Origin of the sequence: Azospirillum sp. B506 (assembly GCF_000333595.1) — a bacterium.
In the GTDB taxonomy this organism is placed as follows: Bacteria; Pseudomonadota; Alphaproteobacteria; order Azospirillales; family Azospirillaceae; genus Azospirillum.
Genome location: NZ_BADK01000883.1, coordinates 1 through 24,044 on the forward strand (window position 1 = coordinate 1; position 24,044 = coordinate 24,044).

Annotated in this window: 24 protein-coding genes and 1 pseudogene; 16 read left to right on the forward strand and 9 right to left on the reverse strand. The window is 68.2% G+C overall.

Features of this window, described 5'->3' with window-relative positions:
* The 5 genes and pseudogenes from I71_RS27265 to deoA all read left to right on the forward strand — a co-directional run.
* Window positions 1-214, forward strand: a pseudogene (locus tag I71_RS27265) (ABC transporter permease); the annotation flags it as partial.
* Between the two features lie 4 nt (window positions 215-218).
* Window positions 219-638 (forward strand): cytidine deaminase, encoded by a 420-nt coding sequence (gene cdd / locus I71_RS27270; protein WP_042701375.1) that lies wholly within the window; start codon window positions 219-221, stop codon window positions 636-638.
* Between the two features lie 15 nt (window positions 639-653).
* Entirely contained in the window at window positions 654-1,466 is an 813-nt protein-coding gene (locus I71_RS27275) for a purine-nucleoside phosphorylase (protein WP_042701378.1), read from the forward strand.
* Between the two features lie 18 nt (window positions 1,467-1,484).
* Window positions 1,485-2,312, forward strand: a complete 828-nt coding sequence (deoC, locus tag I71_RS27280; protein ID WP_085940794.1) for a deoxyribose-phosphate aldolase — start codon at window positions 1,485-1,487, stop codon at window positions 2,310-2,312.
* Between the two features lie 3 nt (window positions 2,313-2,315).
* Window positions 2,316-3,635 (forward strand): thymidine phosphorylase, encoded by a 1,320-nt coding sequence (gene deoA, locus I71_RS27285; RefSeq protein WP_042701380.1) that lies wholly within the window; start codon window positions 2,316-2,318, stop codon window positions 3,633-3,635.
* A 154-nt stretch (window positions 3,636-3,789) separates the two neighbouring features.
* Here deoA and I71_RS27290 read toward each other — a convergent pair whose 3' ends face one another.
* Window positions 3,790-5,028, reverse strand: a complete 1,239-nt coding sequence (locus I71_RS27290) for a nicotinate phosphoribosyltransferase (RefSeq protein WP_244434079.1) — start codon at window positions 5,026-5,028, stop codon at window positions 3,790-3,792.
* A gap of 378 nt (window positions 5,029-5,406) precedes the next feature.
* Here I71_RS27290 and fliL point away from each other — a divergent pair, with 378 nt between their 5' ends.
* The 4 genes from fliL to I71_RS27310 all read left to right on the forward strand — a co-directional run bounded on the left by fliL (window position 5,407) and on the right by I71_RS27310 (window position 9,144).
* Entirely contained in the window at window positions 5,407-5,901 is a 495-nt protein-coding gene (gene fliL / locus I71_RS27295; RefSeq protein WP_042701383.1) for a flagellar basal body-associated protein FliL, read from the forward strand.
* 104 nt (window positions 5,902-6,005) lie between these two features.
* Window positions 6,006-7,373, forward strand: coding sequence for a glutathione-disulfide reductase (gene gor / locus I71_RS27300; protein WP_042701385.1), 1,368 nt, complete (start codon window positions 6,006-6,008; stop codon window positions 7,371-7,373).
* Window positions 7,374-7,549: 176 nt separating this feature from the next.
* Complete coding sequence (locus I71_RS27305; protein WP_042701388.1) at window positions 7,550-8,032, forward strand: hypothetical protein; 483 nt, start codon at window positions 7,550-7,552, stop codon at window positions 8,030-8,032.
* A gap of 215 nt (window positions 8,033-8,247) precedes the next feature.
* Complete coding sequence (locus I71_RS27310; protein ID WP_280109921.1) at window positions 8,248-9,144, forward strand: manganese catalase family protein; 897 nt, start codon at window positions 8,248-8,250, stop codon at window positions 9,142-9,144.
* A 30-nt stretch (window positions 9,145-9,174) separates the two neighbouring features.
* Here the strand turns inward: I71_RS27310 and I71_RS27315 are convergent, their stop codons facing one another.
* Complete coding sequence (locus I71_RS27315; RefSeq protein ID WP_083897426.1) at window positions 9,175-10,539, reverse strand: AmpG family muropeptide MFS transporter; 1,365 nt, start codon at window positions 10,537-10,539, stop codon at window positions 9,175-9,177.
* A 291-nt stretch (window positions 10,540-10,830) separates the two neighbouring features.
* On the opposite strand from I71_RS27315, the gene I71_RS27320 reads away from it, so the two are divergent.
* Complete coding sequence (locus I71_RS27320; RefSeq protein ID WP_042701393.1) at window positions 10,831-12,222, forward strand: class II 3-deoxy-7-phosphoheptulonate synthase; 1,392 nt, start codon at window positions 10,831-10,833, stop codon at window positions 12,220-12,222.
* A 64-nt stretch (window positions 12,223-12,286) separates the two neighbouring features.
* Here the strand turns inward: I71_RS27320 and I71_RS27325 are convergent, their stop codons facing one another.
* Genes I71_RS27325 through I71_RS27355 form a run of 7 tightly spaced genes read right to left on the reverse strand, consistent with a single transcriptional unit; the run spans window position 12,287 to window position 19,010 of the window.
* A complete protein-coding gene (locus tag I71_RS27325) occupies window positions 12,287-13,348 on the reverse strand; it encodes an ABC transporter substrate-binding protein (protein WP_085940795.1) in 1,062 nt (353 codons plus the stop codon).
* A 32-nt stretch (window positions 13,349-13,380) separates the two neighbouring features.
* Window positions 13,381-14,499 (reverse strand): FAD-binding oxidoreductase, encoded by a 1,119-nt coding sequence (locus I71_RS27330; RefSeq protein WP_042701399.1) that lies wholly within the window; start codon window positions 14,497-14,499, stop codon window positions 13,381-13,383.
* The gene (locus tag I71_RS27335; RefSeq protein WP_042701402.1) at window positions 14,499-15,884 is read right to left on the reverse strand and encodes an NAD(P)/FAD-dependent oxidoreductase; all 1,386 of its coding nucleotides are present in this window, start codon (window positions 15,882-15,884) and stop codon (window positions 14,499-14,501) included. The genes I71_RS27330 and I71_RS27335 overlap by 1 nt, the downstream gene beginning before the upstream one ends.
* Window positions 15,881-16,171 carry a (2Fe-2S)-binding protein gene (locus I71_RS27340; protein WP_042701405.1) on the reverse strand — a complete coding sequence of 97 codons (291 nt, stop codon included), beginning with the start codon at window positions 16,169-16,171 and terminating at the stop codon, window positions 15,881-15,883. Before I71_RS27340 ends, I71_RS27335 begins: the two co-directional genes overlap by 4 nt.
* A 40-nt stretch (window positions 16,172-16,211) precedes the next feature.
* Window positions 16,212-17,006 carry an ABC transporter permease gene (locus tag I71_RS27345; protein WP_042701407.1) on the reverse strand — a complete coding sequence of 265 codons (795 nt, stop codon included), beginning with the start codon at window positions 17,004-17,006 and terminating at the stop codon, window positions 16,212-16,214.
* A gap of 7 nt (window positions 17,007-17,013) precedes the next feature.
* On the reverse strand, window positions 17,014-17,919 hold the full coding sequence (locus tag I71_RS27350; protein ID WP_083897427.1) for an ABC transporter permease: 906 nt from the start codon (window positions 17,917-17,919) through the stop codon (window positions 17,014-17,016).
* Window positions 17,916-19,010, reverse strand: coding sequence for an ABC transporter ATP-binding protein (locus I71_RS27355; RefSeq protein WP_042701410.1), 1,095 nt, complete (start codon window positions 19,008-19,010; stop codon window positions 17,916-17,918). The genes I71_RS27350 and I71_RS27355 overlap by 4 nt, the downstream gene beginning before the upstream one ends.
* A 188-nt stretch (window positions 19,011-19,198) precedes the next feature.
* Here I71_RS27355 and I71_RS27360 point away from each other — a divergent pair, with 188 nt between their 5' ends.
* The 6 genes from I71_RS27360 (at window position 19,199) to I71_RS35305 (ending at window position 24,025) form a co-directional block, all read left to right on the forward strand.
* Complete coding sequence (locus I71_RS27360) at window positions 19,199-20,065, forward strand: IclR family transcriptional regulator (RefSeq protein ID WP_083897428.1); 867 nt, start codon at window positions 19,199-19,201, stop codon at window positions 20,063-20,065.
* The gene (locus tag I71_RS36510) at window positions 20,062-20,217 is read left to right on the forward strand and encodes a DUF2256 domain-containing protein (RefSeq protein ID WP_083897429.1); all 156 of its coding nucleotides are present in this window, start codon (window positions 20,062-20,064) and stop codon (window positions 20,215-20,217) included. The genes I71_RS27360 and I71_RS36510 overlap by 4 nt, the downstream gene beginning before the upstream one ends.
* Before the next feature lie 544 nt (window positions 20,218-20,761).
* Entirely contained in the window at window positions 20,762-21,430 is a 669-nt protein-coding gene (locus I71_RS35300; protein WP_049976358.1) for a hypothetical protein, read from the forward strand.
* Between the two features lie 15 nt (window positions 21,431-21,445).
* Window positions 21,446-23,152 carry a cbb3-type cytochrome c oxidase subunit I gene (locus I71_RS27375; protein WP_042701416.1) on the forward strand — a complete coding sequence of 569 codons (1,707 nt, stop codon included), beginning with the start codon at window positions 21,446-21,448 and terminating at the stop codon, window positions 23,150-23,152.
* A gap of 16 nt (window positions 23,153-23,168) precedes the next feature.
* A complete protein-coding gene (locus I71_RS27380; RefSeq protein WP_042701419.1) occupies window positions 23,169-23,372 on the forward strand; it encodes a hypothetical protein in 204 nt (67 codons plus the stop codon).
* Window positions 23,373-23,662: 290 nt separating this feature from the next.
* On the forward strand, window positions 23,663-24,025 hold the full coding sequence (locus I71_RS35305; RefSeq protein WP_244434081.1) for a hypothetical protein: 363 nt from the start codon (window positions 23,663-23,665) through the stop codon (window positions 24,023-24,025).
* The last annotated feature ends 19 nt before the right edge of the window (window positions 24,026-24,044 follow it).

A 24,044-nucleotide genomic window follows, 5' to 3' on the forward strand; every position in this document is an offset into this window, starting at 1 on the left:
GCGGGGCCCAACCTTGTTCGCCTGCCTGCTGTTCGCCTTCACCGACGCGGTGCAGGTCCGCCTTCAGGGCGTGGTCCTGCCGGGCATCGGCGTCATCCCGGTCCAGTTCATCCAGATGCTGCCCTATGTGCTGACCGTCCTGCTGCTGGCCGGCTTCGTCGGCAAGGCCATCGCCCCCAAGGCGAGCGGCATCCCCTATGTGAAGGAACGCTGAGCCGATGGCCGACACCGCAGAGCTGCCCCAGCTGATCGAAGCGGCGCGCGCCGCACGCGAGAACGCCCACGCCCCCTATTCCAAATTCAAGGTGGGCGCCGCCATCCTCGGCGACTCGGGCCGCATCTTCGCCGGCTGCAATGTGGAGAACGCGGCCTACCCGCAGGGGCAATGCGCGGAAGCGAGCGCCATCGGCGCCATGGTCACCGCCGGCGACCGCCGCATCCGCGCCATCGTCGTGATGGGCGGCGAGGCAGGGGCGGAGGAAATCTGCACCCCCTGCGGCGGCTGCCGCCAGCGCATCCGCGAATTCGCGACACCGGACACGCCGATCCACATCTGTGACCCGGCCGGCCTGCGGCGGACCTTCGCACTGGAAACCCTGTTGCCTGAATCGTTCGGCCCCACCAATTTAGCCTTCTGAGCGGAGTTTCCCGACATGACCGCAGCCCGCGCCGCCGCGGACATCCTTCACCATGCCCCCGGCCATCGGCCGCGGGTCGGCATCGTGCTGGGCTCCGGCCTGGGCGGCATCGCCGACCGCATCGCCGACGGGGTCGCCATCCCCTACACCGAGATCGCCGGCTTCCCGGTCCCCAGCGTGTCCGGCCATGCCGGGCGGCTCGTCGTGGGACAGCTCGGCGGCGTCGAGGTCGCCTGCATGCAGGGCCGCGTCCATGCCTATGAAGGCAACGGCTTCGATGCGCTGAAGACAGCTGTGCGGGCGCTTAAGCTGGCCGGCTGCGACACGCTGGTGCTGACCGCCGCCGTCGGCTCGCTCCGGCTGGAGGTCGGCCCCGGCCGGCTGATGGCGATCAGCGACCATCTGAACCTGCTGGGCGCCAACCCGCTGACCGGCCCGAACGACGAGGTCTTCGGCGAACGCTTCCCCAGCATGACCGACGCCTGGGACCCGGCGCTGCGGGGCCTGCTGAAGGACGTCGCCGCCGGTCTGTCCATCGATCTGGCGGAGGGCGTCTATGCCGCCTATCCCGGCCCGTCCTTCGAGACGCCGGCCGAGGTGCGGATGATGAGGCTGCTGGGCGCCGATGCGGTCGGCATGTCCACCGTTCCGGAATGCATCATCGCGCGCCACTGCGGCCTGCGGGTCGTCGGCTGCGCCGTCGTCACCAACCTGGGCGTCGGGCTCGGCGACGGGCCGGTCGACCATCACCAGACCCTGACCGCCGCCTCGGCGGCAGCCGCCGACCTGGAGCGCCTGCTGGTCGGCTTCCTCGAACGCCTGCATTGAGAAGGACGGGTCCCGGTCATGAAACTGTCTGCCGACCTGCAAAGCGCGCTCGACGCCAGCGCCAACGCCCCGTCCGACGCCGATCTGGCGCGTCGTGCGATAAGCATGCTCGATCTCACCAGCCTGAACGGCGACGACAGCGACCGGGTGGTGCAGGATCTCTGCGCCCGCGCCGTCACCCCCGTGGGGCCGGTCGCCGCGGTCTGCGTCTGGGCACGCTTCGTCCCCACCGCGCGCAAGGCGCTGGATGGCACGCCGGTGAAGATCGCCACCGTGGTCAATTTCCCGACCGGCGAGGCGGATGCGGCGGCGGTGGCGGCGGAGACCCGGCGGGCTGTCGATGACGGGGCGGACGAGATCGACGTGGTGCTGCCCTACAAGGCCTTCATCGACGGGGCCCGCACCCAGCCGATCAATGTGCTGAAAGCCTGCCGCGAAGCCTGCGGCGACAAGGCCTTGATGAAGGTGATCCTGGAATCGGGCGCCTTCCCCGACGCCGACCTGCTGGCCTGGGCGGCACGCGACGCCATCGCCGCCGGGGCTGACTTCCTGAAGACCTCCACCGGCAAGACCCAGCCGGCGGCCACCCTGCCGGCGGCGGTGGTGATGCTCGACAGCATCTATGAATCGGGCAAGCAGGTCGGCTTCAAGGCGTCCGGCGGCATCCGCGACACCGCCGAAGCGGCGCGCTATTTGGCCCTGGCCGACGGCATCCTGGGCGAGGGCTGGGCGACGCCGAAGACCTTCCGCTTCGGCGCCTCCAGCCTGCTCGACTCGCTGCTGGCGGCGGCCGGGCATGGGGAACGGGAAGGCGAACGCGAACCGGCTCCGGCGGGAGGGTACTGAGGCATGCTTCCGCAGGAAATCGTCCGTGCCAAGCGCGATGGACAGCCGCTCGACGCCGCCACCATCAAGGACTTCGTGCGCGGCATCACCGATGGCAGCGTGTCGGAGGCCCAGGCATCGGCCTTCGCCATGGCCGTTTTCTTCCGCGGCATGAGCCTGGACGAGCGGGTGGCGCTGACCCGTGCCATGCGCGATTCCGGCACGGTGATGGAGTGGAGGTCGCTCGACCTGCCGGGTCCGGTGATCGACAAGCATTCGACCGGCGGCGTCGGCGACAAGGTCAGCCTGATCCTGGCGCCGATGCTGGCCGCCTGCGGCGGTTTCGTGCCGATGGTGTCGGGCCGCGGCCTCGGCCACACCGGCGGCACGCTCGACAAGTTCGAAAGCATCCCCGGCTATCGCGCCAAGCCCGACAACGAGTTGCTGCGCCGGGTGGTGAAGGAGGTGGGCTGCGCCGTGATCGGCGCCACCGACGACATCGCCCCGGCCGACAAGCGGCTCTACGCCATCCGTGACGTGACCGCGACGGTGGAGTCGCTCGACCTCATCACCGCGTCGATCCTGTCGAAGAAACTCGCCGCCGGGCTGGATGCCCTGGTGATGGACGTGAAGTTCGGCAGCGGCGCCTTCATGCAACGGTTCGAAGATGCCGAGGCGCTGGCCGAGAGCATCGTCACCGTGTCGAAGGGCGCCGGCCTGCCGGCGGTGGCCCTGCTGACCGACATGAACGAGGTGCTCGGCCACAGCGCCGGCAACGCGCTGGAGATGCGCGAATGCCTCGCCATCCTGCGGGGAGAGCCGGCCGAACCGCGGCTCTACGAAGTGACGGCGGCGCTGGCTGCGGAACTCCTGGCGCTGGCCGGGCTGGCGCCCGACGCCGCGGCAGGCCGCGTCCTGGCAGACCGCTCGATCGCCAGCGGCGCGGCAGCGGAACGCTTCTCCCGCATGGTGGCGGCGCTGGGCGGGCCGGCCGACCTGCTGGAGCAGCCGGACCGTTATCTGGAGAGCGCGCCCATCGTCCGCCCGGTCTTCGCCGAGCGGGCCGCCTTCGTCGGTGCCATCGACACCCGTGGGGTCGGCATGGCGGTGGTGGCACTGGGCGGCGGCCGGACCAGGACGACCGATGCCATCGACTTCGCCGTCGGCTTCGACGAAGTCGCCGGGCTGGGCGATACGGTCGGGCCGGGCGGCCGTCCGCTGGCGATCCTGCACGCCCGCACGGAGGCCCAGGCCGACGAGGCGGAACGCCGCCTGCGCGCGTCGGTCACGGTGACGGACACCGCACCGATGCGCGGTCCGCTGATCGCGAAACGTCTGGGGTGAGGTGCGCTTATCCCCTTCTCCCCCCTGGGGAGAAGGTTGGGATGAGGGGGTTCGGCGCAGCCGAAGACATCCGGCATGTGCGTCCCCCTCACCCTAACCCTCTCCCCGGGGGGGAGAGGGGATCCGGGGCGGGAGAGGGAGGATTATCCGCAACCTACCGCCGGAACAGGAACTCGCGGCCGACCTTCACGCGGCGTTCGCCGTCATACTCGATGATGTCGGCCGTCGCGTAGGTCTCGGTCCAGCGTTCGGGCAGGTAGCTGCCGGTGCCGATGATGTCCACCGGGGCGTTGGCTTCCGCCATCAGCCGGCATTTGGCCGGGCCGAAGCCGCTGCTGGCGACGATCTTCACCGCCGGGAAGCCGGCCTCGTCCAACCGTTCACGCACATAATGGATCGCCGCGGCCGACACGCCGGTGCCGATCAGGTAGCGCAGCTGCGTCTCGTCGCGATAGCCACGGATGGCGTGCGGCGCGTGGCGCTCCAGCACGGCATAGGAGCCGGGCGGGTCCAACCCCTCGACGAAGCGGCCGCCGGGGGTGTCGAGCCGCAGCGACAGCTTGCCCTGGGCGGCCAGCTGCGGAAAGCGGCGGCAAACCTCCAGCCCGTCGGTGATCTCGCGGCCGAAATAATCGACCAGGACGGTGAGGCCCAGGTCGGGGAAGGTCTCGTGGAACATCTCCGCGGCGCGCACCGTCGACCCGGCATAGCCGATCAGGGCGTGCGGCATGGTGCCCATGCCGCGCTCCTGGCCGAAATAGGGGGCGGTGGCATCGGTGGCGTTGCCGACGAAGCCCTTGGCGCCGACCTTGCGCTTGGCCCGGTCCGACCCGACTGAGGCGGCGTAGGCCATCATCTCCGCCATCTCCGTCCCGGCGCAATGGCGGGCGTCCATGGCGAGGAAGGCGACCTTCGGCAGGTCGGCGCACATGGTGAAGGCATTGTAAGCGGCGACGCTGGCCGGACCCAGCTTCTGCAGCAGGATCGTCTCGCAATCGACCAGATGGTAGAAGGAGCCGGTGATGTACATGATCGGCTCACCGGCACCGACCCACTTGCCCTCGGGGTAGTTCAACTCGATCTTGAAGCTGGTGTTGCGCTCGCGGGCCACCGACTCCAGCCAGTCCACCGCCAGACGCGGGGCGCAGACCACCGGGCGGCGCATGAAGATGGCGTAGGTGACGGTCTTGTCGCCGAACTTGCCCACCGCTTCCCGGGTGCGGCGGAAATAGGTGTCCGTCCAGTCGGGAACCGCGGCGGAGGGCGGATGAAGGGCGGTAGGCCCGCTGCCTGCGGTCCGGATGCCGGTTGCCTGGATGCCGGATGTCTGAACGCCGGCTGGGCGGTTGCCTGCTGCGCGGCTGCCAGCCGGTCGGTTGTCGCTGTCGCTCATACCCGTCACCCTCACCTTCCGCCCCTGTCCACGCATGTGTCTGCGCATGGCTTTGCAGTGCTTCGTTATGGATGGCCCGGTCGCCGGACAGGGCAGCCGGCCGGTTGTGTTGGAATCCCAGCATTATACGGCCCAGGCGGGCGGGGGAAGAGGCTTCCCGCCGGCCTGGGGCGCGGTGGATGGCTGCATTGCGTTTTTCGACGGGAGGTCGGCGGCCGGCCGTGAACTCCTCAAGTCTTGGAGAGATGGCTTCCACGGGACCGCAGTCGAAAGCTGCGGATCAAAGAAAAACCACATAAAATACCTTTATTTGACCTACCACTTCCGCGCTTTTAAAGTCTCGCAACCGGATCGTCGGCGACAACCAGACAGGGCGGAATGACCAGGGCATCAGCATCCGCCGAAACCGGCCAGGGCACCCTGCCCTCCTTCGACGGAACGGGGAACCGGATCTTCCTGGCTCTGCTCGGGCTCATGCTGGCCTTCGCCGGAGCCGGAGCCGGCAGCGCGCTGATCCTGCGCCCGTCTCCCGCCCATGGCGCCCATCCCCCCGTTCGGATCGAACCCGCCCCCGCCGTCTATGCTGCTTTGCCAACGTTGACCCTCACGCTGAACGATGGCCGCCGCTTGCAGGAATTGAGGCTGCGGGCGGTTCTGGAGTTCGACCCGGCAACGCCGATGGAGGCGGTCACACCGCACCTGCCGCGCATCGCCGATGCCATCGGCCAACGTCTGCTTGAGGTCAATCCGGCCGAACTGCGCGGGGCGGATGGGCAGATCTACGTCAAGGATGCCCTGCGTTATGTCGCCAACAAGACCATACGGCCGCTGAAGCTTCGACAAGTGCTGATCCAGGACATGCTGCTGCGCTGAGGCCGCGCTTCCCAACGCCCTGTTCCACCCCATATCTTGCCGCAGCGCAATCGTTCGTGGGAGCGGTTCGCGACAGTCAGGTCCAGTTGCGGAAGGAGACGGCCTTGGCCGAGTTCGATTTCGACCTCTTCACCATCGGGGCGGGGTCCGGCGGCGTTGCCGCCAGCCGGCGCGCGGCGTCCTATGGCGCCAAGGTGGCGATCTGCGAGGGCAGCCGTGTCGGCGGTACCTGTGTGATCCGCGGCTGCGTGCCGAAGAAACTGCTGGTCTATGCCGCCCAGTTCCGCGACGGATTCGAGGACGCCGCCGGCTATGGCTGGAGCGCGCCGATGCCGTCCTTCGACTGGGAAACGCTGATCGCGCGCAAGGACAGCGAGATCGACCGGCTGAACGGCATCTACATCAACATGCTGAAGAATTCCGGCGTCACCCTGTATGAGGGGTTCGGCCGGATCGTCGACCGCCACACGGTGGAAGTCGACGGCAAGCGCTACACCGCCCGCAACATCCTGATCGCCACCGGCGGCTGGCCGACGCTGCCGCAGGTCGAGGGCATGGAGCATGCGGTGACCTCCAACGAGGCGCTGCATCTTGAAAAACTGCCTCATTCCGTCCTGATCATCGGCGGCGGCTACATCGCCGTGGAATTCGCCAGCATCTTCCGCGGCTTGGGCGCCGAAGTGACGCTGATGATCCGCGGCGACGATCTGTTGAACGGCTTCGACGACGACATCCGCGTCGCCCTGGCGCAGGAGATGCGCAAGCGCGGCATCACCATCATCTCGCGCTGCAAGCCGGCGAAGCTGGAAAAGGGTCCCGGCGGCTATACCCTGACCGACCATATGGGCCGCGAGCATTCGGCCGGTCTGGTGATGGCCGCCACCGGCCGCCGCCCCAACACGAAGAATCTCGGGCTGGAAGAGGTCGGCATCACGCTGAACGAGGCGGGCGCGGTTCCGGTCGACGACTGGTCGCGGACCTCCGTCGACAACATCTATGCCATCGGCGACGTCACCGACCGCATGGCGCTGACCCCCATCGCCATCGCCGAGGGCCGGGCGCTGGCCGAGACGCTGTTCAACGACAACCCGATGCGCATCGGCTACGACAATGTGCCGACCGCGGTGTTCTCGCTGCCGCCGCTGGGCACCGTCGGCCTGACCGAGATGCAGGCCCGCGCCAAATACCCGCAGGTGGACATCTACAAGGCCGGCTTCCGCCCGATGAAGCACACGCTGACCGGCCGGGACGAGCGGGTGCTGATGAAGCTGGTGGTCGATGGCGAGAGCCAGCGCGTGCTGGGCTGCCACATGATGGGCATGGACGCGCCGGAGATGATGCAGGGCTTGGCCATCGCGCTGAACTGCGGCGCCACCAAGCGCGATTTCGACCGCACCATCGCGCTCCACCCCTCCACCGCGGAGGAATTCGTGCTGATGCGCGAAAAGGCGGAGCCGGAAAAGAAGATCTGAACCGCCAACCGCACCGCAAGGCGGCAGTGTTACATCCACAACGGGAGCAGGGGGCGCCACCAGCCCTCCAGCTCCCGTTTCTTTTCATTGTGCAGGGCGCGAAAACTCTGGACCTATCCCGATTGTCCTACCTACCATGGTGGTACATATAATTATCTTAGGGAACGGTTCGAAACATGCGCGGAATTTTTGCGGCGGCTGCCTGCGTTGCGTCCTTTGCTTCGATTGGCGCGGCCCATGCTCAGACCAAGATCGGCGTGTGGGACGTCAAGATCGACAAGGACTGCGCCATCAGCCAGGAATGGAAGACCGAAACGAAGGACACCGCGACCATCGCCCTCGCCTACACGAACAAGGGCCAGGCCATGGTGATGATCTTCGGCGATTCGGCCTGGAAGCTGAAGGAGAAGGAAGACCTCACCATCTCCCTTTCGGTCGATAAGAAATGGAGCGACAAGGTCACCGGTGCCGCCATCGACAAGACGATGGCCGCCGTCGGCATTCCCGCGACCTCCAAGGCCATCGATGCCCTGATGAACGGCCGCGAACTCTATATGGAGATCGACGGCAAGAGCGACGATTACGCCTACACCTACTATCTCGACGACACCCGCAAGGCGATCTCCGCCCTGGAAGCCTGCCGCGCCCAGGCGCAGTAACCGGCGGGAATGGCGGCGGGCGCCCCGGACCGGGGATGTGCCGCTGCCAGATCGGAACCCATCCGGCATAGCACTTTGAAACAGGCACTCCTCCTGGAACGCTTCTAAACATCCTCGGTTGAGGGCAGGGAGCGATCCGGTCCGGACCCGGTCGCACCGATCCGCGGCCCCTGCAAAGCGGGCCATCTGACGCAGGAGGAGTCCCTCGCATGTTCATGCATAATAAAAAGCTCATGTACACGGTTCGCGTGTCGGAGCCGAACCCGGTGCTCGCCAGCCTGATGCTGGAACAGTTCGGCGGCCCGCAGGGCGAGCTTGCCGCGGCCATGCGCTATTTCACCCAGGGTCTGGCCGATGAGGATCCGGGCCGCAAGGACATGCTGATCGACATCGCGACCGAGGAGCTGAGCCACCTTGAGGTGATCGGCTCCATCGTCGCCATGCTGACCAAGGGGGCCAAGGGCAAGCTGGCCGAGGGGGCGGAGGCGACCGCAGACCTGTACGCCAACATCACCCAGGGCAACGGCAGCCACACCCTGTCGCTGCTCTATGGCGGCGGCCCGGCCCTGGTGAATTCGGCCGGGCAGCTGTGGACCGGCGGCTACATCGACAGCATCGGCGAGCCGACGGCCGATCTGCGCTCCAACGTCGCGGCGGAAGCGCGGGCCAAGATCATCTACGAGCGCCTGATCAACGTCACCGACGATCCGGGCGTGAAGGATGCGCTCGGCTTCCTGATGACCCGCGAGATCGCCCACCAGAAGAGCTTCGAGAAGGCGCTCTACGCCATCGACAACAACTTCCCGCCGGGCAAGCTGCCGGGCAAGCCGGAATACACCGACAAGTATTACAACATGAGCCAGGGCGAAGGCGACATGCGCGGCCCCTGGAACCAGGGCGCCCAGTGGGAGTTCGTCGACGTCAAGATGGGCGACGGCCCGGTCAATGGCGGCGACGGCAACCCGACGGTGAAGCTCGCCGCGTCGGAACTGGCGGCGGTCAATGCCGTGGCCGCCCGCACCATGTCGAAGCCGGACGCCGATCCGATCACCGGCGCCGACCTGGGCGCCGGGCCCGGCGCCGGCAAGACCAAGTCGACCACCGGAGCCTGATAGCAGGCTCCTCAGGCACCGCCGTCCCCGTCACTGGGCGGGGACGGCGGCCTCTTCCTCCCGCCGGTGCAGCCCCATCAGCCAGACCAGCAGGCAGAGCGCCGGGATGGCGCCGGCCATCGACAGCAGGAAGAAGCTGACCCAGTCCATCCGCTCCGCCAGCCAGCCGGACGACGCGCCGAACAGGTCGCCACCCAGCTTGTACAGGCTGGACAGCAGCGCATACTGGGTCGCGGTGTAGGCGACGTTGCACAGGCTCGACAGATAGGCGACGAAGGCCGAGGTGGCGATGCCGGCGCAGACATTCTCCACCGCGACGGTGACCGCCAGCATCGACACGTCGTTGCCGCTCCAGGCCAGCACGACATAGCCCATGTTCGACACCATCTGCAGGATGCCGCCGATCATCAGGCCGCGCAGCACGCCGACCTTCCCCACCAGCAAGCCGCCCAGCAGACCGCCGGCGATGGTCGCCCACAGCCCGAACAGCTTGCTCACCGTGGCGATCTCAGCCTTGGTGAAGCCCAGGCTGATGTAGAAGGTCGAGGACATCTGGCCGGCCAGCACCTCCCCCAGCTTGTAGCTGGCGATGAAGGCGAGGATCACCACCCAGCCGCGCCGCTCCATGAATTGGGCGAAGGGTGCCACCACCGCACCGTAAATCCAGGCGAGCACCACGGCGCTGCGGCCCGACACATGCGGGCGGTGGCCCAACCACTCGGCGATCAGCTTTTCGCGGGCGCTCGGCGGCGGCTCCTTCGGCTCGCGGCACAGCAGGATGGTCGCCATGCCGACCAGAACCAGCCCGGCCATCACCTCGTAGGCGGTGCGCCAGCCATGGAACTCCGCGACATAGAGGGCGCCCGCCCCCGCCGCCATCATGCCGAAGCGATAGCCCAGCACCAGCACGGCGGCACCGGCGGCCTGCTGGTGCTCCTCCAGCACCTCGACGCGATAGGCATCGACCACGATGTCCTGGCTGGCCGAGCAGAAGGCGACCAGCACGGCGCACATCGCAGTCCACCACAGATCCTGCCCCGGACTGGTGCTGCCCAGCCCCAGCAGCGCCGCAATCAGCGCCGCCTGCGCCGTCAGCGCCCAGCCGCGCCGCCGGCCGAACAGCCGGGTCATCACCGGCAGCCGCAGCCGGTCGATCAGCGGCGCCCACAGGAATTTCAGCGCATAGGGCATGGTGACCAGCGCGAACAGCCCGATGTGGGTCCGGCTGACGCCCTGTTCGGTCAGCCAGACATTCAGCGTCGCGCCGGTCAGCGCCAGCGGCAGCCCTTCGGAGAAGCCCAGGAACAGGATCGCCAGCACGCGCGGGTCGCGGTAGACCGCCAGGGCCTGCCCCCACGAGGACAGGCGCTTTGCCCGCCAGGATGTCGCATTCACCGGGGAGGCTCCTCTCGGGCGTGGTCGGTCATCCCCGATGTATAACGGCGGCACGCATCCGCCGCCAGCGGCCCATATATTTCCGGGGAGACGCGAAGTTCCTTTCATCTGAAATCACTCCCGGTGGCAGGCGGCATACCCCGGCGGCACAGCATTGCCGGGATGCAGGCCGAAACTGTGGAAAAGTTACCGCGAGTCGCGCTATAGAGTACCTCCCACGGGGTTTGCCGCCGGTCGTTCGCCGCCCGCCCGGCTCCCGTTCCGCAATCGTCAAGGAAGAGCAGGCGCGTCATGGTCGAGCGTTGGACACCCGCCAGTTGGAGGACGAAACCGGCGAAGCAGTTGCCGACTTATCCCGACCAGTCCAAGGTCGAGGCGGTCGAACAGCGCCTGTCCTCCTATCCGCCGCTCGTCTTTGCCGGCGAAGCCCGCCGGCTGAAGGCCAAGCTGGCCGACGCCGCCGCCGGCCGCGCCTTCCTGCTGCAGGGCGGCGACTGCGCCGAGAGCTTCGCCGAGTTCCACCCCAACAACATCCGCGACACCTTCCGCGTCCTGCTGCAGATGGCCGTGGTGCTGACCTTCGGCGCCTCGATCCCGGTGATCAAGGTCGGCCGCATGGCCGGCCAGTTCGCCAAGCCGCGCTCTGCCGACATGGAAGCCATCGACGGGGTGGAACTGCCGTCCTACCGCGGCGACATCATCAACGGCTTCGACTTCACCAGCGACGCCCGTGTTCCCGATCCGGAACGCATGATGCAGGCCTACACCCAGGCCGCCGCGACGCTGAACCTGCTGCGCGCCTTCGCCCAGGGCGGTTACGCCGACCTGCACAAGGTCCATCAGTGGACGCTGAGCTTCGTCGAGAAGTCGCCGGCCGGCGAGCATTTCCAGGAACTGGCCACCCGCCTGGACGAGACGCTGGCCTTCATGGCCGCCTGCGGCATCACCGCGGAAACCACGCCGCAGATCCGCGAGACCGACTTCTTCACCAGCCATGAGGCGCTTCTGCTGCCGTTCGAGCAGGCGCTGACCCGCGTCGACAGCACCACCGGCGACTGGTACGACGTGTCGGCCCACATGCTGTGGATCGGCGACCGCACCCGCCAGCCCGACGGCGCCCATGTCGAGTTCCTGCGCGGGGTGAAGAACCCGATCGGCCTGAAATGCGGCCCGACCACCGACCCGGACGAGCTGATCCGCCTGATCGACATCCTGAACCCGACCAACGAGGCCGGGCGCCTGACGCTGATCGTGCGCATGGGCTCCGACAAGGTGGCGGAGAAGTTCCCGCCGCTGTTGCGCAAGGTCCAGCGCGAAGGCCGCACGGTGGTGTGGTCCTGCGACCCGATGCATGGCAACACGATCAAGTCGACCACCGGCTACAAGACCCGTCCGGTCGAGCGGGTGCTGGCCGAGGCTAGAGGCTTCTTCGAGGTGCATCAGGCCGAAGGCACCCATGCCGGCGGCGTGCATTTCGAGCTGACCGGCCAGGACGTGACGGAGTGCACCGGCGGCGCCCAGGCGATCACCGATCACAATCTGGCTCTGCGCTACCACACCGCCTGCGATCCGCGCCTGAATGCCAGCCAGGCTCTGGAACTGGCCTTCCTGCTGTCGGAAAAGCTGAAGGCCGGGCGCCAGTCCCGCGAGGCCCAGCGCCGCGCCGCGGTGGCGGCGGAGTAAGCGCTCTTTTAAAGTTCCGGCAAAACGAAAAGGGGGCGTTTCCGCCCCCTTTTTTATGTCCTGATTACCGTTCGATTTCCTTGTTCCAGCGCTGGTTCCAGTCCGGGCGCTTCTCGTTGATGACGTCCCAGTCCACCGTGACGGCGTTCTTCATGTAGCCCTGGAACTTGTTCATGTCGTCGGCGACCTCGGCCGGCGGAGAAACCTTGGTGTTCGACGGGATCTGCGCGCCGTACTTCAGGGCGGCGAGCTGCGCCTCCGGCCCCAGCAGATAGGCGGCGAGCTTCTGGGCGGCCTCGTTGTCCGGGTTCTTGGCGACGACGCACTCGCCGACCATCAGCACGACCGAGCCTTCCTTGGGCTGGGCGTATTCCACCGGAATGCCCTTGGCCTTCAGGCTGCCGACACCGGTCGGGGTCAGCGGGAAGATGGCCGCCTCGCCGGTCTGCACCATCTCGGCGATCTTGGCAGAGCTGGGGATGTACTCCAGCACGTTCGGGCCGATGGTCTTGCGCCAGGTGGTGAAGCCCGGATCGACGTTGGCCTCGGTGCCGCCCTTGATGCGGTTGTACATCAGGAAGGCATGCAGGCCGAAGGAGCTGCTGGCGGCGGACTGGACGACGATCTTGCCCTTGTACTTGGGATCGGCCAGATCCATCCAGCTGGTCGGCGGCGCCCAGCCCTTCTCATCGAACATCGCCTTGTTATAGGCGAGACCGGTCATGCCCATGTTGACGCCGACCGCCATGTCGCCCTTCAGGCGCGCCGACGGATAGACGTCGTTCAGCACCGGCGTGCTGTCCATCTTCTGGCACAGGCCCATGCCGATGGCGCGGTACATCAGCCCGTCGTCGAGGAAGACGACGTGCATCTGCGGATTGTCCTTCTGGGCCTGCAGCTTGGCCAGGATGTCGGACGAGGTGCCGGGAACCACCACCACCTTGATGCCGGTCGCCTTCTCGAAGGCGGGGAAGACGTTCTCGGTGTAGGTCTTCTCCATCGTGCCGCCATTCATGCCGATATAGACCGTCTTGGTCTGGGCGGCGGCGGGGGTGGAGAGTGCCGCGGCGGCCGCGATGGCAACCGTGGCGAGACCGGTGAGCGACAGGGAACGCAAGGTGGGCATGCACGTCCTCCAAGGGGCCAAGGGATGAGACCTTAAACGGTCGGCGGAAAGCGGTCGATGCGGAAAGCCTCCAGCGGCATCGGCGTCTCGCCGCTGGTGACCAGTTCGGCCAGCGTCTGGCCGACGCCGGGGCCGATCTGGAACCCGGCGCCGGAGAAGCCGAAGGCATGGAACAGGCCGGGGGTGGTGCGGCTGGGGCCGACGATCGGGTTGCGGTCGGGCGTGTAGCCCTCCACCCCGGTCCAGCAGCGGATGACGTGGGCGTGGCGCAGCTGGGGGAACAGCTCCGCCGCGTCGCGCATCAGGGTCAGCACGGCGTCGCGCTGCGGCCGGGCACGGTCGGCATCCAGCGCAAAGCCTCGCCCGCCGCCGACCACCATGTTGCCGCGCGGCACCTGCCGGCCATAGACGCCGCCGCCCTCCACCCCGATGTTGACGTCGAGGAAACGGGGCAGCGGCTCCGTCACCGCCATGTTGGGGTGGAGCGATTCCAGCGGCACCGGCTCGCCGAAGGCTTCCGCCACCCGCCTGGACCAGGCGCCGGCAGTGTTCAGCAGGACGCGGGCGCGGACCTCCAGGACATCGCCGCTCAACAGGACGAAGCGGTCACCGTCCTTTTCCACGCGGTCGACCGGCGTCTGTTCGCGCACCACCGCCCCCAGCTTTGCTGCCGCACGGGCGAAGGCGGGGGAGACGAGGCGCGGGTTGGCGTGCCCGTCCTCCGGGCAGAGCGAGCCGCCGATGGCACGGTCGCCCAGCGCCGGCCAGCGCCGGCGGAACGCCTCGCCCGTGATGATCTCCAGCCCGAGGCCGAAGCCCTGGCTGCGCTCGCGGTAGTCGATCAGGGAGGCAAGGTCGGGTTCGCTGCGCGCCAGCTTCAGATGGCCGGAGCGGATGTACTCGGCATCGGTGCCCAGCAGCTCCGGCAGCCGGCCCCAGATGGCGTGGGCGCGCTGGGACAGCGGAAGCTGCTCCAACGGACGGCCCTGCCGGCGCACGCCGCCGAAATTGACACCGCTGGCCTTGGCGCCGCACCAGTCGCGCTCCAGCAGCGTCACCGACAGGCCGGCCTGCCGCAGGAACAGCGCCGCAGACCCGCCGACGATCCCGCCGCCGACGATGGCGACATCACACTCGATCCGTTCCCGCATCACGCGACCTCCCGCCGCTCGGCACCGGCGGAGACCGGTAGCGGCTTGATCGGCGGCTGCGCCCGCAGACGACCCACCCCATCCGGGCCGGTGCCGAGCGTGCGGGACAGCAGTTCCGCCGTGGTGGCGGAGCACATGCGGCCCTGGCAACGTCCCATGCCGGCGCGGGTCAGTGCCTTGGCGCGGTTCATCTCGCGGGCCTGACCGCTGCGGGCGACCTCGCGCACGGCACCGGCGGTGATGCCCTCGCACCGGCAGATCATCGTGTCGTCGGCAATCGCGTCGGCCCAGTCCGTTGGGAAGGGGAAGGCCGCGTTCAGGACACGGCGGAAGGCGGCGATGCGGGCAAGCCGACCGTCCAGTTCCTTCACCCGCGCGGCCTCCACCGGCAGCCCCCGATCCTCCAGCAGGGCCAGCGCCGCGCGCTCCCCCGCCAGTTCCGCCGCATCGGCACCGGCGATGCCGCTGCCGTCGCCGGCCAGATAGACGCCGGGGACCGAACTGCGCCCGGCCCCATCCCGCTCCGGCAGCCAGGCGCGGTCGGCCTCGTCGAAGCGGAAGCGGCAACCGGCAAGATCGGCCAGCTGAGTTTCCGACCGCAGCCCGAGCCCGAAGGCAACCGCGTCGCAAGGGCTGCGCCGCTCCTGCCCGCTGGCATCGCGCCAGGCCAGCGCCTCGACCCGCTCCGCTCCTTCGGCACGCACCGGACGGACGCCATTGTGGATCGGCACGCCATGGGCGCGCAGCCAGCCGACGAACAGCAGCCCCTTCGCCAGGGTCGCCGGGTCGCGCAGCATGCCGGCGGTGGCGCGGGCCTGGGCGACGAAGGGCGTGGTGTCGAACACCCCCGCCACCTCGACGCCGGCCTTCAGATACTGGTAGGCGACCAGATAGAGCAGCGGCCCGGTGCCGAGGAAGGCGACCCGCCGGCCGACGGCGCAGCCCTGGAACTTCAACGCGACCTGCGAGCCGCCGAGCGTGAAGACGCCGGGCAGGGTCCAGCCGGGGAAGGGCAGCACGCGGTCGGTGGCGCCGGTCGCCAGGATCAGCTGGCTGAAGGGCAAGGTCTCGCTCGCCCCGTCGCTCAGCAGGTCGAGCGCGCCGGCCTCGCAGTTCCACACCAGCGTGCGCGGCCGGTAGTCCACGCGGTCGCGGATCGCCGCCATGGCGCGATGGACCGCGTCGGCCTTGCCGGCCTCGAAGCCGTACAACGCCGCCTTCGGCCGGGTGAACCCACCGTCGGGCGGCTGGCGGTAGATCTGGCCGCCCCAGCGCGCCGCCTCGTCCACCACCACCGGGCGCAGGCCGGCGGCAACCAGCCGTTCCGCCGCGCGGATACCGGCTGGGCCGGCACCGACGATGACGGGAGGGAGGATTTCGTTCATGACGTCCACTCCCCGCCGCTCAGCAGGCGCATGCCGTCGGCGATGAAGGTGCCGCAGGCGCGCAGCCGCTCGCCGTCCTCCGTCCGCACCCAGCAATCCTGGCAGGCGCCCATCATGCAGAAGCCGGCGCGCGGGGTGTCGGCGAACTCGGTCCGGCGCAGCCGCTCCCCGTTGGTAAGCATGGCGGTCATGATGGTGTCGCCCTCCAGCGCCTCAACCGGGCGCCCGTCGAGGGTGAAGCGGACCACGCGCCGGCCCTGCTCGGCCACACGCTGCAACAAAGCCATGATGACTGGTCTCCGAAGAGGGGACGGCCGGAGCGGGTGCTCAGTGCTGGCCGACCAGGATGCGGTCCAACCCATAGACGCGGTCGAGCAGAAGAACGGCGACCGCGGTGATGCCGATGATCAGCGCCGACACCGCCGCCATCATCGGGTCGATCGATTCGGTGGCGTACATGTACATCCGCACCGGCAGCGTCACCGTGGACGGCGAGGTGATGAAGATGGACATGGTCAGCTCGTCGAAGCTGTTGATGAAGGCGATCAGCCAGCCGCCGGTGACGCCGGGCAGGATCATCGGCAGGGTGACGCGGCGGAACACGGTGGCCTCGCTGGCGCCGAGCGAGAAGGCGGCCTGCTCCACGCTGCGGTCGAAGCCGGAGATGGCGGCGATCAGCAGGCGCATCACATAAGGCGTGACGATCACCATATGCGCCGCCACCAGCCAGCCGAAGCTGCCCGCGGCGCCGACGACGGCGAACAGCCGCAGCATGGCAACGCCCAGCACCAGATGCGGGATGATCAGCGGCGACAGGAACAGCGCATTGAGGAAGCCACGGCCGGGAAACTCCCAGCGCGTGATGGCGAGGGAGGCCGGCACCGCCAGCGCCACCGCCAGCGTCGCCGACAGCACGGCGAGCCACAGGCTGTTCCAGAAGGACTGGACGAAGTCCGGGTGGTGGAACACCGCCTGGAACCAGCGCAGCGAAAAGCCCCTGGTCGGCAGCGACAGCGTGTTTTCCGGCGTGAAGGCGACGAGGCAGACGATCACCAGCGGCGCCAGCATGAAGATGACGACCAGAGTGTGGAAAATCAGGGCGGCGGGTCCGTTGCGGGTCATGGCGTCTTCACCCCAGCCGGCGGCGGTAGTGGCCTTCCACCATGCGGTGGTAGGTCAGCATGATGATCAGGTTGGCGGCGAGCAGGATGACGGCGACCGCCGCCCCCATCGGCCAGTTCAGGTCGCTGAGATACTGGTCGTAGACCACGGTCGCGACCATCTTCAGCCGCCGCCCGCCGAGCAATCCTGGAATGGCGAAGGCGCTGGCGCTGAGACCGAAGACGATCAGGCTTCCCGACAGGATGCCGGGCAGGATCTGCGGCGCCACCACCCGGACGATGGCCGTGGCGCGCGAGGCGCCGAAGGACAGCGCCGCCTGCTCCACCGCCGGGTCGAGCTTCTGCAGGGAGGTCCAGACCGGGATGACCATGAAGGGCAGCATGACGTGGACCAGCGCCACCACCACGGTGCCTTCGCTGTAGAGCAGCTTCATCCGGCCGATGCCGAGCGCGATCAGCGCCCCGTTCACCGGTCCTTCCGGCCCCAGCAGCATGCTCCAGCCGAAGGCGCGGACAACGACGGACACCAGCAGCGGCGCCAGGATCACCAGCAGGAAGATCGACCGCCAGGGGTTGGTCATCCGGCTGAGGATGTAGGCCTCCGGCACGCCGATCACCACGCAGATGGCGGTCGCCAGCGCCGAGATGCGGAAGGTGCGCAGGAAGATTTCCAGGTAATACTCGTCGGTCACCACCGCCAGATAATGCTCCAGCGTGAAGCCGCCGGTGCGCCCGGTCGCATAGTCGAACTGGTTGAAGGACAGGAGCGCCGTCAGGAACAGCGGGGTCAGCACCAGCGCCGCGAACAGCAGGACGGCCGGGGCCGACAGGAAGAGCGGAGCTATGGGAAACCGGCGGACCGGCGTCTCGTCGCCCGGCGAGGCCGGGGCGGTGTCGGGCAGCGACGCGCTCATCCCGTCACCTCAAGGGCGACATCCGGAGCCTCCGCCATGGCGCCGCGATGGACGCGCACCACCGACGGCGACCACTCCAGCCCGACCGGGGCGCCCTGCTCCGCCGGGGTGGAGCCGTCGTTCGGCGTCACCACCATGATCGTGCCGAGCGGTCCGTCGATGTGATAGAGCCACTGGCTGCCCAGGAAGAAGCGGTCGGCGACGCGACCGGTCAGCAGCCCGTTCGACGGCGCGGTCAGATGCAGCTTCTCCGGCCGGATGCACAGGGTCACCGTATCGCCCACCGACAGGCCGGCGGTTTCCACCGGCACGGCGATGCCGGCCAGCGACACCGTGGCACCGGCGCCGGTCGCGCTGGCGACCTTGCCCGGCAGCAGGTTGGTCTTGCCGACGAAGCGCGAGATGAACTCCGTCTCCGGATGCTCGTAGATGCGATAGGGCTGGTCGATCTGGGTGATGCGCCCGGCCTCCATCACCACGACGCGGTCGCTGATCGAGAAGGCTTCCGCCTGGTCGTGGGTGACCATGACGGTGGTGGTGCCGACCTTGCGCTGAATCTCGCGCAGCTCGAACTGCATCGCCTCGCGCAGCTTGGCATCCAGGTTCGACAGCGGTTCGTCCAACAGCAGGACCGGCGGGCGGATGACCAGGGCGCGGGCAAGCGCCACGCGCTGCCGCTGGCCGCCCGACAATTCACGCGGGTAACGCTTTGCATAGGGAGAGAGGTGGACCAGCGACAGCGCCTCTTCCACCCGCGGCTTGCGCTCGCCCCTGGGCACGCGCTGCATCTCCAGGCCGAAGCTGACATTGTCGAAGACGGTCATGTGCGGGAACAGAGCGTAGCTCTGGAACACGATGCCCAGCCCACGGCTGTTCGCCTTGGCCCGCGTGATGTCGCGCCCGTCCAGCCGGATGGTACCGGCCGACGGTTCGACGAAACCGGCGATCATCTGCAGGGTCGTGGTCTTGCCGCAGCCGGACGGCCCCAGCAGCGAGACGAACTCGCCCTTTTCCACCGACAGCGAGACGTCGCCGACCGCGGTCAGCGGGCCGTAGCGCTTGGTGATGTTTTTCAATTCGAGGAACGACACGGGGGAATTCTCCCTCTTGCGACACTTGGCCTCGGTCTTCAGGCCCCACCTGTTGCTCCGATGGTTCCGTCCCCTGCCCGTTCGCGTCAATCCGCTTTTTCCATAGGAAGAAAAGATTTTGCAAAAGCTTCCGATATGCGGAATAGATGGGACAGCCAACATCACCGATTTTCAGAACGGAACCGAATATGAGTGCCGACCTCCGCAGCAAGGCCAATGACGGCTCCGGCAGCGCCAGTGGCGAGGAGGCGGGCGGCAAGTCCAGCCTGCAACGCGGGCTGGCGATCCTGCGCCTGCTGGCGACTTCCAACGAGACGGGGGCAAGGCTGACCGACATTGCCCGCGCGCTCGACCTCACCCCGCCGACCGTTCACCGCCTGCTGAAGATCCTGGTGGAGGAAGGGATGGCGGAGGCGGACAAGGCGACCAAGCGCTACCGGCTGGGCATCGACCTGTTCGGGCTGGCCGCCCAGGCCGGCAACCCCAACAACCTGCGCGACATCTGCCGGCCGATCCTGCTGCGCCTGTCGGCGACGCTGCGCGACACCATCTTCCTGCTGGTGCGCAGCGGCTTCGACGCGGTCTGCCTGGACCGCAGCGAAGGGCCCTTCCCCATCCGCTCCTTCACCGGCGACATCGGCGGCCGGGTGACGCTGGGCGTCGGCCAGGGCAGCCTCGCCATCATGGCCTTCCTGCATGCCGAGGAGCGGGAGGAGGTGATCCGCTTCAACCTGCCGCGCATGCAGGGCGTGGGCATCATCGACGAGGTCTATCTGCGCACGGAGATCGCCCGGGTTCGCGATCTCGGCTATGCCAGCCGCTCCACCGGGCTGCTGCCGGGCATGTCCGGCGTCGCCGTGCCGGTGCTGGACCGCGACGGCCACGCCGTTGCCGCCCTCAGCGTCGGCACGATCAGCGAACGGCTGAACGAGGAGCGTCTGCCGGTGGTGGTCGACATCCTGAAACGCGAGTCCGCCGCCATCAGCCGCCAGTTGAACCCCTTCGACCCCGTGCTGCGCCGGCCGGCGGCGATCCTGGGAGGTGGCCCGGCGTGAAGGGAGTCAGGAAGGCCGACCTGCCGACCAAGACATGTCCCGTCTGCAACCGCCCTTTCACCTGGCGGAAAAAATGGGAGCGGGTGTGGGAGCTGGTGAAATACTGCTCCGACCGCTGCCGGGGGGAGGCGCGAAAGCGCGAGCGATCCTGAGGGGGCGGGACCGGGTGCCTGATGGGGTTCGCTTGATGTCGATCAATGGCGGGCCTTCCGTGATCGGCTAGGGTCGGCATTGCCTGGGGCATGTCCCCGGCCGGTCGACCTTGCGGCGGACATGAAGCGTTCGGGCCACATCCTTGCCGTTCTACTCTTCGCTTTCGCGCTCCTGTTCGGCGCGGCCGGCGGAGCTATGACGCCGATGGATGGGCTCGCCGGATCCTCCGACCATCATCACGGCGAGACACACGACAGCACCGGCGGCAAGCCCGGAAGCGGAACACACAAGGCGACCCTGGCCGTGTCCGCCCCCTGCTGCCCGGCGGCCGAAGCCCCGGCGACCGGCAAACTCCCGCCTCCGGCCCGCTGGGCCGACGCCTCGTGGCCGCTCCCCCCGGACCACACGGCCGACAAGCGCGGCATCGCGCCGGAAACGCCCCCTCCCAAGACAAGCCTCTGATCGGTCCCGCGCCGGCCGGCCGTACCGGCCAGCCGGTTGCGGTGTCTCCAGCGACCCCACACGCGATCAGAGGACTTCACCATGCCCGATTCGAGGCATTTCACGACCCGTCGCGGCTTCATTGCCGGACTGGGCTTCGGCGCCGTGTCGCTTTACGGCGCCTGGGCGGCCTACGGTGCCGCTCCCCTCCCCTTCGGCCACACGCCGTCGACCGAATCTGCCCCAGAATCCGCCCCCGACTCCCAGGCGCACGACCATGGCGGCAGCGCTGCCGGAAGCCATGACGGCCATCCTGCGGCGGCCACGGCGGAGAGCTTCCGCCTGGACCATGAGGCGTTCCTGCGGACCTACGGACAGGCCGACGGCAGCGTCGATCCCCATGCCGTGTCACATACCGGCGGGCATTCCCATGGAACTGCCAATGGAACCCACGCCGACGGGAGCCATGGCGGCCACATCGCTGCCGCTGAACCGGTCACCGTCTACCTGATGGCACAGAAATTCGCCTACAGCCCCGATCTGCTGCGCCTCAAGGCAGGACAGGCCTATCGCTTCCGCATGATGGCGGACGACATCACCCATGGAGCGTCGATCCAACTCGGCATGGCCAGCCGGATCGTCCGGCTGCGTCCCAACATCGTCAGCGAGCAGACGGTCACCTTCACCAAGCCGGGCGAATACCTCGTCTATTGCACCGTCTATTGCGGCCAGGCGCATGACGCCATGCAGGGCCGAATCGTCGTCGTCTGACCGGGGGGATCGAACATGAACATCATTCCGCAAGATGCCCCCGTCGCCGTTGCTCCCGGTGGGACGGGATACGGCCTGACGGCGCGCATCCACACCCTGCCACGGCCGGACAAGGCATTGCTGAACCTGCTGTTCGGCGCGGCCCTGCTGGCCCTGGTTCTCGGGCTTGCCGGCGGCCTCCTCACCGCGCTCGCCCGCGCCGGTGCGTTGCCGCTCTATTCCGACGATGCATACCGGCTGCTGACCCTGCATGGCGTGTCGGTGTTCTTCTACTGGCTCTACCTGATCCAGGCGGCGCTGCTGCTGGCCCTGGCGGCGGCGGAGAATGGCCGCGGCCTTGCCCTGCGCCCGGCCGCCTGGGCGGGGGTGGCCCTGATGCTGGCCGGTTTCGCGGTCAGCGAATGGATTTCCGCCACCGGCACACCGCTGCTCTATGACGGCAGCCCGGAGCTGGCGGTGGACGATCCACGCTCGGTCGGGGTCTTCGCGCTCGGTTATCTGCTGCTGGCCGCCGGCCTCACCGCGTCGGCAACCAGCGGCATCGCCACCCTGCTGCAGCCGCGCCGCCGGGGCGAAACGGCAGAGTTCGGCGCGGTCGGCTTCGCCCTGTTCGCCTGGGCCGGCTTCCTGATCGTCAGCGCCATCGCCGCCGCCAATGCCTTCCTGCCCGGCCTGCTGTGGTCGCTCGGCGCCGGCCCCTTCCCGGCCGACCACGGCACCGAATGGCACATCCTGTTCCACAACCTGCATTATCTGCCGCTGATGGCGACGGTGCTGGTCTGGTACGTGCTGACCGAGCATCTGACCGGCGTCACCTCCATCCACGGAGCCCGCCTGTCGAAGATCATCTTCGCCGCCTATCTGGTCTTCGTTCCGCCGACCAGCCTCTACCACATGTTCCTGGAACCCACCCTGTCGGAAGGCGTGCGGGTGGTGGGATCGCTGCTGTCCCTGTTCGTCTCCGTCCCGACCCTGGCGGCCTTCGCCATCATCGTCTCGTCGCTGGAAGCCAGCGCACGGGCCCATGGCGCCACCGGCTTTCTCGGCTGGATGCGCGGCCTGCCCTGGAGCAACCCGGCAATGGCGAACATGGGCTGGGCGGCGGTCAACATGATGGCCGGCCTCACCTTCGCCTTCGTGCTGATCCAGGGCGATCTGGCTCCCATGCTGAGCGACACCTTCTTTGTCCCCGGCTATTTCCACCTCTTCGCCGTCGGCGTGCTGACCCAGACCTTCCTGGCGGCACTGATGGTGATGCTGCCGGCGCTGAACGGCGGCTCCCTGTGGCGCCCCGCCTTGCTGGCCCGCATGCCGGCCCTGGTGACCGCCGGCCTGCTCCTGTTCGCCGCGGCCGGCATCGCCGCCGGCACCATGGGCGTGCCGCGCCGGGTCTTCGACATCGGCTATGGCGGCATGGCGCCGACGGCATGGCCGGTCCTGATGGCGGTGGTCGGCATCGGCGCCAGCCTGTTCGCCGCGGCCCTGTCGGTCAGCGTCTATGGCGTCGTCCGCACCCTGCTGTCCGGCCGCAAAGTCGCGGCAGCGGACCTGCCGGCGGTCGCCTGGAGGGTGGAGCGAAGCCGAATCGGAACCGCCCCCGCCTGGACCGGCCCCGCCTCCATCGCGGCGCTGGTGGCGGTCATGTATGTCTTCACCATCGCCGCCTTCCAACTGATCCAGTCGCTGCCGATCGTCGCAATCGGCGGCGGTCACGGCCATTGAGCGCAGGAGAGCCGCCATGAGGAACCATGACATTCTGCTGATTCTCGCCATCGTCGCGGTCTGGGCGGCGCTGGCCGCCGTCTATGCCTTGGTTCCCAGCCTCGGCATGCCCGGCTATGTCCGGGTCTGGGGCGGAGGGGCGTTGCTGTTCCTCCTGCTCGCCGCCGTGCTGGCCCTGGCCGCACGAGGACGGAGCACCGGCGGAACGCCACAATCCTGACCAGATGGCCAGGAAGTTCTGCCTGTTTTCCAGTCACATGCCAGCATTCTGACCGGCCGGTCGGCCGCCCCCGTCTGACGGGTGGCGGCCCCGGCCTCTGGCATTTCCATTGCATTTGTCTGTATGACGCGCACGCTCCCATGGATTCGGGGTAACATTCCCGGATAATCATTGGGAGCGGGCGCGCCGCCGCCCTGCCGCCACGGATGGGCGGCCGGCAAAACGCGGCCAACGATATTCAACGACGAAGGGAACACACGATGTCGGTTCGGGGGATGGGGAAACTGGGCATGGGTGTTGTGGGAATGACGCGCCGTGCCGTGCTGGGCGGCGTCGCCACCGCGGCTTTTGGGGCGGTAGCCGTCGCGGCTGCGGCCGGCGGCTCCCTTCCGGCATTCGCGGAAGGCAAGCTGAAGGTCGCCGGCATCTACACCGTTCCGATCGAGCAGCAGTGGGTCAGCCGCATCCATGTCGCGCTGAAGGCCGCCGCTGACCGTGGCGACATCGAGTATGTCTGGGCCGAGTCGGTCGCCAACACCGATTATGAGCGCGTGATGCGCCAGTATGCCGAGGCCGGCCAGCAGTTGGTCTTCGGCGAGGTGTTCGGGGTGGAGCGCGCCGCCCGCGCCGTCGCCAAGGACTATCGACTCTAGAGGTTCCCCGGGACCGAGC

Coding starts and splice junctions, on each gene's coding strand:
- cdd (WP_042701375.1), top strand. CDS start 219: ATGGCCGACACCGCAGAGCTGCCCCAGCTGATCGAAGCGGCGCGCGCC.
- I71_RS27380 (WP_042701419.1), top strand. CDS start 23,169: ATGAGGAACCATGACATTCTGCTGATTCTCGCCATCGTCGCGGTCTGG.
- I71_RS27320 (WP_042701393.1), top strand. CDS start 10,831: ATGGTCGAGCGTTGGACACCCGCCAGTTGGAGGACGAAACCGGCGAAG.
- I71_RS27340 (WP_042701405.1), bottom strand. CDS start 16,171: ATGGCTTTGTTGCAGCGTGTGGCCGAGCAGGGCCGGCGCGTGGTCCGC.
- I71_RS35300 (WP_049976358.1), top strand. CDS start 20,762: ATGCCCGATTCGAGGCATTTCACGACCCGTCGCGGCTTCATTGCCGGA.
- I71_RS27350 (WP_083897427.1), bottom strand. CDS start 17,919: ATGAGCGCGTCGCTGCCCGACACCGCCCCGGCCTCGCCGGGCGACGAG.
- I71_RS27305 (WP_042701388.1), top strand. CDS start 7,550: ATGCGCGGAATTTTTGCGGCGGCTGCCTGCGTTGCGTCCTTTGCTTCG.
- fliL (WP_042701383.1), top strand. CDS start 5,407: ATGACCAGGGCATCAGCATCCGCCGAAACCGGCCAGGGCACCCTGCCC.
- I71_RS27325 (WP_085940795.1), bottom strand. CDS start 13,348: ATGCCCACCTTGCGTTCCCTGTCGCTCACCGGTCTCGCCACGGTTGCC.
- deoA (WP_042701380.1), top strand. CDS start 2,316: ATGCTTCCGCAGGAAATCGTCCGTGCCAAGCGCGATGGACAGCCGCTC.
- I71_RS27335 (WP_042701402.1), bottom strand. CDS start 15,884: ATGAACGAAATCCTCCCTCCCGTCATCGTCGGTGCCGGCCCAGCCGGT.
- I71_RS27345 (WP_042701407.1), bottom strand. CDS start 17,006: ATGACCCGCAACGGACCCGCCGCCCTGATTTTCCACACTCTGGTCGTC.
- I71_RS27375 (WP_042701416.1), top strand. CDS start 21,446: ATGAACATCATTCCGCAAGATGCCCCCGTCGCCGTTGCTCCCGGTGGG.
- I71_RS27290 (WP_244434079.1), bottom strand. CDS start 5,028: ATGAGCGACAGCGACAACCGACCGGCTGGCAGCCGCGCAGCAGGCAAC.
- I71_RS27330 (WP_042701399.1), bottom strand. CDS start 14,499: ATGCGGGAACGGATCGAGTGTGATGTCGCCATCGTCGGCGGCGGGATC.
- I71_RS27310 (WP_280109921.1), top strand. CDS start 8,248: ATGCATAATAAAAAGCTCATGTACACGGTTCGCGTGTCGGAGCCGAAC.
- I71_RS35305 (WP_244434081.1), top strand. CDS start 23,663: ATGGGTGTTGTGGGAATGACGCGCCGTGCCGTGCTGGGCGGCGTCGCC.
- I71_RS27360 (WP_083897428.1), top strand. CDS start 19,199: ATGAGTGCCGACCTCCGCAGCAAGGCCAATGACGGCTCCGGCAGCGCC.
- deoC (WP_085940794.1), top strand. CDS start 1,485: ATGAAACTGTCTGCCGACCTGCAAAGCGCGCTCGACGCCAGCGCCAAC.
- I71_RS27275 (WP_042701378.1), top strand. CDS start 654: ATGACCGCAGCCCGCGCCGCCGCGGACATCCTTCACCATGCCCCCGGC.